Genomic DNA, 6,402 nt, shown 5'->3' with positions numbered 1-6,402 from the left:
CCGCGTCACACGCTCTGCAACGCTCATCTGGCCGCCTCCCCTCCATCCGGCCGGTTGGCGGTCCGGTCGAGGAAGCGCACGAAGTCGCTCTCCCGCACGCGCCAGCCGGCGCGCCGCCCCCCTGGACGGGAACCCCGTAGCTTGCCGGCGTTGAGCCACTGCCGCACGGTCCATTCCGTGACGTGGAGCTTCGCCGCGATCTCGGCCGTCGTCAGATAGCGTTCATCAACCATTGCACCCATTGTCATACGCGCGCACTCCCTGCTCCTTCAACCATTGTACCGAACATTCCATCCTTACGCACCGTGCACTATTGCATTCTATCATTAACTACTATATAACGAGACCATCACGAGGGCCGGTTCCGGTGGCCGCCGGAATCGGCCCAGATGGAGACGGAGATGACCACCGCATCCCCAGCCCCCACCAGCAAGTCTACGGCCCGCGACCCGCGCACGGTCGAACTCGGCTACCGCAGCCCCACGGAGTACGGCGCCCCCAGCTCGGACGGCGAGACGGTGTACAGCGTCCGCCTAGTGCGCGGTACGTGGACCTGCACCTGCAAGGGCTACGTGGCCCGACAGACGTGCTGCCACAGCATCGCGGCCGGTCTGAACCGCTGCCAGCACTGCGGCGCCGCCGACCAGCCGCTCATCGTCATCGGGGTTCATGTGGACAGCTCGCCGCTCTACCGCTGCGCGGACGAAGCCGCCTGTATCCGGCGCTGGAATCCGCTCTACGCGGACCGCTAACCCATTCACGCCGGGCCGGCGGCGAAAGTACCGGCGCCGAGGCACACGACGATGACAACGGACCACATCACCGAGACGATCGAGGGCACGGTCAGCCGCGCAAACGGGAAGGGCTTTCAACTTGCCGGCCGCGACGGCTGGCTGAACGTCAGCCGCTTTGCCGACCCAGTACCCGCCATTCCGGCCGAAGGCGAGCGTGTCCGCGTCGGCATCGACAAGGCCGGCTTCGCGCGGGCGATCACGCCGGTCACGGCTGTAGTGGAAGCGGCTTCGCACGCCGCGCCAGACGCGCCAGAAGCCGCAGCAGCGCGCGCGGGGGTGGCGAGCAGCACCAAAACCGTACGGATCGCGGCATTGCAGGCCGCCACGGCGATCGTAGCGCGTCAGGGCAACCCGCCCACGGTCGATGTGCCGTACTGGCGGTCGCTGGCCGGCTGGCAGCGTGGATCAGCAGGTAGGGAGCAGTGCGTCGGCCGGGGCACAACTGGACCGTCGCAAGGAGACGCGGATGATCGAGACGAACAGCTACGACCACAACTCCGGGGGCTTCGCCACGTTGCCCGACGGCGTGGTGCCCAAGCACCGGCGGCCGGCCATACCCGCCTACGCCCGATATGTGCGCCGCCAACGCGGCCAGGAGGAGCCGGACGGGTGGTACGACGGAGAGGATGGCTGGTATCCGGTGGCGTCTGAGCGGCGGCCCTGTTGCGAGCGCGTGCGCACGCCGTCGCGGGACCGCCCGTACTGACTGCTGAACCACTGCCACACGGCCAAGCACTGCGCGGCGCTCGAAGACTGCCCGCTGCCTCTGATGCGCGGGATGATCAGCTTCACCATGTGGCGCTTCTCGTCCTGCCGCCCTGCGCCGCTGCCGGAGCCGGAGCAGGCGAGCTTGGCGGCTGTCAGCACCGAAGACGTGCTGGCTGAGGTTGATCGTATCCTCCGGCGGGCTGGCGGCGAGCACTGAGACGCGCGGATGGCGCGCGGGTCGAACACGACAGGAGAGGCAGCAGAACAATGGGGAAACGGATCACGCTGGATAGCGGTACCGCACGGGTCGTCGGGAAGACCCCCAACGGCGAGGGGACCGTCACGAAGCGAAACACGAAGGCCGGCGTGCGCTGGCAGATGGCGATCTACGACGGCGACGGCAAACGCCGCTACAGCTACTTCAAGTCCGAACGGGAGGCGCGGGCGGCGCTCAAGACCGCGCAGCAGGCGAAGGACGCGGGCCAGCCGGTGAAGCCGGAACGGCACACGATGGCCGAGCTGTTCGACGCCTGGCTGACGAGCCTCTGGGCGCAGGTGGACCGCGGCGAGCGGTCGTACGGCACCTGGCGGCAGTACGACAGCCACGTACGCCGACACCTGAAACCGGCCTTCGGCGGAATCGACTGCCGAAGGCTCACGGTGCAGCAGGTCGAGGACTTCCTGACCGGCGTGCCGCTTTCGCCGAAGACTCGCGCCAGCCTGCGCATCGCCCTGCGGCGGGCACTGAACGTGGCCCGGCGTTGGGGCTGGGTGGATCGCAACATCGTGTCGGACACCGAGCCGATCACCGTGCCGCAGCAGCATCCCCCGGCGCTCAGCATCGCGGCGGCCAAACGACTGGCGGACGCGCTGCGCGGCGATCCCCTGTGGTCCGTCTACGTGACCGCGCTCTTCACCGGGCTGCGGGCCGGGGAGCTGGCCGGCCTTGCCATCGAGCACCTGAACCTCGATGCCGGCACGGCGCGCATCTGTCAGCAGGTGCAGCGCATCCCCGGCAGCGGGCTGGTGATCACGGAGCCGAAGTCGCGGGCCAGCGCCACCACGATCGAGCTGCTGCCCGACGTGGTGGCCGTGCTGCGCGGGGTGATCGGCGAGCGTCGCAGCGGTCTGGTCTGGGTGACGAAGAGCGGGAAGCCGTACGACCCGGTGTACTTCACCCACCGCTTCCAGGCCGCGCTGCGGGCCGCCGGTCTGCCGGTGATCCACCTGCATCACTTGAGGCACTACTTCGTCTCCTTCCTGCCGCAACTTGACGTGCATCCGGCCGTCGCGCAAAAATTGGCACGACACGCCAGCGTGAGTACGACGATGAGCATCTACACCAGCGTGGAAGACGGCCTCAAGCGGCAGGCGATGAGCAAGCTCGACGCCGCGCTGCGCGGGCTGACGCCCACGGTTGATGTGTCGGTTGATGTACCGCCGGCTGGATTGCGAGCGTTGTCACAAGCGCAGGCGTGAAAAGGCCCTTGCCTCCGTAGCTCAATTGGCAGAGCAGTTGACTCTTAATCAATTGGTTGTAGGTTCGAGTCCTACCGGGGGCACCACCTCCACCTGAGCCGGCCGGCGAGGCCGGCTTTTCGTTCATCGATCGGCAGCGCCCGCGGATCGGGTGCTCGCAAGGCGATTCGTGCACGGGCGGCGGCGCACGCCTGCCGGCGCTCTGCCGCCGGTGATATGCTGCCTGGGGAGCGATGCGGTGTATACGATCAAGATCCGGTTGGAGGACGGCCAAACATCGCTGGAACACGATCTGAAAGACGGCGGCTCACTCGTGGTCGGCCGCACGCGCCAGAGCGATCTGGTCGTGGAAACGGACCACGCGATCTCCAGCCGGCACCTGCGCGTCGGCGCCGACGGCGCTTCGCTGTATATCGAGGACCTGGGGAGCACCAACGGCACCTGGATGGAGGCGGAGAAGCTGGAGCCGGGGCGGCGGTACCCGCTCGAACTGAACCGGCCGGTGCTGATCGGCACCTCCGAGTTGCGCGTCTCGCCGGAACTCTCCTGGGAACGCACCCGCGTTGGTGGTCCGATCTATAAGCCCAAGTTCGTCGGCGTACTGTACACCGACATCGTACAATCGACCGTGATGACCAGGCGATTGGGCGACGAGCGGGCGCTGAGCCTGCTCGAGTGGCACAACGGCATGTTTCGCGAGCGATTCAAGCGATATAACGCTATCGGCAAGAAGGAGTCGAAATTCACCGGCGACGGCTTTGAAGCCGTGTTCAACTCGGTGAACGACGCGCTCGCCTGTGCCGCTTCCTGCCAGCGAGCGCTGCGAGATCGAAATCGCGACGATTCCAGCGGTTTCGTGCTGGACGTACGCATGGGCATCAACGGCGGCGAGGCGCCCTCTTCCGGCCAACGGGTCTACGGCATGCCGCTGATCCTTGCCGCGCGCGTGATGGCCGAGGCCGGCGCCGCCCAGATCCTCGTGCCCGAGCACGTGAAGGGAATCGTCGCCGGCTCGCTGTGGCGATTCATCCCGGCCGGCGAACGGCAGCTCAAGGGGCTGGATGAGCCGATGACGCTGTACGAGGTCAACTGGCACAAGGATCCGAATGCTTCCACCGACCCGGAGCTGCTCGCCCGCGCGAACGGCGGCGAACGGGCGCCGCTGAAGGGCGGCAAGGCGCGGGCAACCGAAGCGATCGATTAGCCGGCGCGGGATCGCGGCGCCGGCGTGGCCGCAAGGTGTCTCGATGGCTCGGCCCGAAACACCCACACTGCTCAGCCGTCGCTCTGTCGTGCCTCCGCTGGCCCACGGCACGCCTTTGACAGCCACGGCGTGCTTGTTATGCTGAGCGGGCCACCGACCGCGTCAGGCGCGGCGGCGAGCGTCGATGCGCCGGGGCGCCCTCCCTCGCCTGGATCGGCGGACCAGGACGAGTTGCAATGATCGCTTCAGCACGATTCACTCGGACCGATCCGGCCCCATGGGGTGCGTTGCCACGCGCCCGAAGCAGAGCATGTTCCGCCGCTGTGCAGCCGCGGGAGGGCAATGACGGCAGAACGGCGTGACGGCGACCGTCACTCTCGACCAGGCAACGAGCAGGCAGCGCCGCCGCGGCCGTCACCCTACGGGGATGGACCGCGGCGGCAAGGAGCGGCGGCAACATGGTCAGGCTAGCGATCGGCGAACTGAAGGCGATGAAGGAGCGCGGGGAGAAGATCCCCATGCTCACCGCCTACGACTATCCCACGGCGAAGCTGGTGGAAGCGGCCGGCGTGCCGATCATCCTCGTCGGCGACTCGCTCGGCATGGTGGTGCTCGGCTACGACTCCACCCTGCCGGTGACGATCGAGGACATGATCCGCCACGGCCAGGCCGTCGTGCGCGGCGCGGAGCGGGCGATCGTCGTCGTGGACATGCCCTTCCTCAGCTACCAGGTGAGCATTGAAGAGGCGTTGCGCAACGCCGGGCGCATCTTGAAGGAGACGGGCGCGACGGCGGTGAAGCTGGAGGGCGGCCAGAGCGTGGCGCCCACGGTGCAGCGGCTGGTAGAGGCCGGCATGCCCGTGATGGGCCACCTCGGCCTCACGCCCCAGTCGGTGAACCAGCTCGGCGGCTACCGCGTGCAGGCGAAGACTCCGGCGGCGGTCGTGAAGCTGATCAACGCCGCCGCCGCCTTAGAGCGGGCGGGCGCCTTCGCGATCGTACTGGAGACGGTGCCGGCCAACGTCGCGCGCCTGGTGACGGAGAAGGTCGGCGTGCCCACGATCGGCATCGGCGCCGGACCCTACTGCGACGGCCAGGTGCAGGTGCTGCACGACTTTCTCGGCCTGTTTCCGGATTTCCTGCCGCGCCACGCCCGGCGCTTCGCCGAGCTGGCCGGGCCGGTCACCGACGCGGTGCAGCGCTATATCGCTGAGGTGCAGGCTGGCGAATTCCCCTCGGCGCAGGAGAGCTTCGGCCTGGAGAAGGCGCGCCGCATGGCGGCGGGCAGCGCCGGCGCGCCGGTCAGTGACGGCACGACCGAGGAGGCGCGGCCTTTCGGCGGCGCGGGGACTCTGGAATCACCGCGGCCGGCGCCGTGATCGTCGAGCCATCGATCGAGGGTGTGCGGCGCTGGCGGCAAGAGTGCGGCGGCGCGGTCGGCCTGGTGCCGACGATGGGCTTTCTGCACGCCGGGCACTTGAGCCTGGTCGCCCGTGCCCGCGCGGAAAATGGGCTGGTAGCCGTCAGCATCTTCGTCAACCCGGCGCAGTTCGGGCCGCGCGAGGATCTCTCGACCTATCCGCGTGACGTGGAGCGCGACCTCAGCCTGTTGCGCGACGCGGGCGTGGACCTGGTCTTCACGCCCGAAGCGGCCACGATCTATCCGCCCGGCTTCGACACCTGGGTCGAGCCGGGTGCGATCGCCACGCGGCTCGAGGGCGCGGCGCGGCCGGGGCACTTCCGCGGCGTCTGCACCGTGGTGCTGAAACTGTTCACGATCGTGCAGCCGCAGCGTGCTTACTTCGGCCGCAAGGACGCGCAGCAACTGCGCGTGATTCAGCGCATGGTGACGGACTTGAACCTGCCGGTCGAGATCGCGCCCATGCCGATCGTGCGCGAGCCGGACGGCCTGGCGATGAGCAGCCGCAACAGCTACCTCTCGCCGCGCGAGCGCGAGGCCGCACTCGTGCTCTCGCGCGGCCTGCGCGCCGCCGCGGAGCACTGGCACGCGGGCAAACGCGATGCGACGGCCATCCGGCAGGTCGTGCTTGACATAATCAACGCCGAGCCGCTGGCCCGGGTCGAATACGTCAGCCTGGCGGACGGCGAGACGCTCGAGGAACTGGAGCTGGCACAGCCGGGCGCGCTGCTCAGCCTGGCCGTGCGTGTGGGCAAGACGCGGCTGATCGACAACATCGAGTTGGGGTAGTCCTCCGG

General features: G+C 68.4%; 8 protein-coding genes and 1 tRNA gene. 8 read left to right on the top strand and 1 reads right to left on the bottom strand.

All coding sequences use genetic code 11. The features are described from left to right. Nucleotides 1–23 precede the first annotated feature (23 nt). Nucleotides 24–248, bottom strand: a complete 225-nt coding sequence (locus VKV26_23970) for a helix-turn-helix domain-containing protein (protein ID HLZ72971.1) — start codon at nt 246–248, stop codon at nt 24–26. A 153-nt stretch (nt 249–401) separates the two neighbouring features. On the opposite strand from VKV26_23970, the gene VKV26_23965 reads away from it, so the two are divergent. The 8 genes from VKV26_23965 (at nt 402) to panC (ending at nt 6,394) form a co-directional block, all read left to right on the top strand. Further along, on the top strand, nt 402–752 hold the full coding sequence (locus VKV26_23965) for a hypothetical protein (protein HLZ72970.1): 351 nt from the start codon (nt 402–404) through the stop codon (nt 750–752). Nucleotides 753–1,260: 508 nt separating this feature from the next. Next, nucleotides 1,261–1,500, top strand: a complete 240-nt coding sequence (locus VKV26_23960; protein HLZ72969.1) for a hypothetical protein — start codon at nt 1,261–1,263, stop codon at nt 1,498–1,500. A 72-nt stretch (nt 1,501–1,572) separates the two neighbouring features. After that, nucleotides 1,573–1,719, top strand: a complete 147-nt coding sequence (locus tag VKV26_23955; protein ID HLZ72968.1) for a hypothetical protein — start codon at nt 1,573–1,575, stop codon at nt 1,717–1,719. Between the two features lie 50 nt (nt 1,720–1,769). Further along, nucleotides 1,770–2,981: a tyrosine-type recombinase/integrase gene (locus VKV26_23950; protein HLZ72967.1), complete on the top strand. Its 1,212-nt coding sequence runs from the start codon at nt 1,770–1,772 to the stop codon at nt 2,979–2,981. 10 nt (nt 2,982–2,991) lie between these two features. Further along, a tRNA-Lys gene (locus tag VKV26_23945) sits at nt 2,992–3,067 on the top strand. 152 nt (nt 3,068–3,219) lie between these two features. Beyond that, the gene (locus VKV26_23940) at nt 3,220–4,185 is read left to right on the top strand and encodes an adenylate/guanylate cyclase domain-containing protein (GenBank protein HLZ72966.1); all 966 of its coding nucleotides are present in this window, start codon (nt 3,220–3,222) and stop codon (nt 4,183–4,185) included. 458 nt (nt 4,186–4,643) lie between these two features. Next, entirely contained in the window at nt 4,644–5,564 is a 921-nt protein-coding gene (gene panB / locus VKV26_23935; protein HLZ72965.1) for a 3-methyl-2-oxobutanoate hydroxymethyltransferase, read from the top strand. Then, nucleotides 5,561–6,394 carry a pantoate--beta-alanine ligase gene (gene panC, locus VKV26_23930; GenBank protein HLZ72964.1) on the top strand — a complete coding sequence of 278 codons (834 nt, stop codon included), beginning with the start codon at nt 5,561–5,563 and terminating at the stop codon, nt 6,392–6,394. Before panB ends, panC begins: the two co-directional genes overlap by 4 nt. Nucleotides 6,395–6,402 lie beyond the last annotated feature (8 nt).

The organism is Dehalococcoidia bacterium, from assembly GCA_035310145.1.
In the GTDB taxonomy this organism is placed as follows: Bacteria; Chloroflexota; Dehalococcoidia; order CAUJGQ01; family CAUJGQ01; genus CALFMN01.
Note: the sequence above shows the minus strand (reverse complement) of the source record. Positions and strands in the feature narration are given on the sequence as shown.

What these genes read in the sequence shown, in the direction of transcription:
- VKV26_23970 (HLZ72971.1), bottom strand. Translation starts at nt 248, where the DNA reads ATGACAATGGGTGCAATGGTTGATGAACGCTATCTGACGACGGCCGAG.
- VKV26_23965 (HLZ72970.1), top strand. Translation starts at nt 402, where the DNA reads ATGACCACCGCATCCCCAGCCCCCACCAGCAAGTCTACGGCCCGCGAC.
- VKV26_23960 (HLZ72969.1), top strand. Translation starts at nt 1,261, where the DNA reads ATGATCGAGACGAACAGCTACGACCACAACTCCGGGGGCTTCGCCACG.
- VKV26_23955 (HLZ72968.1), top strand. Translation starts at nt 1,573, where the DNA reads ATGATCAGCTTCACCATGTGGCGCTTCTCGTCCTGCCGCCCTGCGCCG.
- VKV26_23950 (HLZ72967.1), top strand. Translation starts at nt 1,770, where the DNA reads ATGGGGAAACGGATCACGCTGGATAGCGGTACCGCACGGGTCGTCGGG.
- panB (HLZ72965.1), top strand. Translation starts at nt 4,644, where the DNA reads ATGGTCAGGCTAGCGATCGGCGAACTGAAGGCGATGAAGGAGCGCGGG.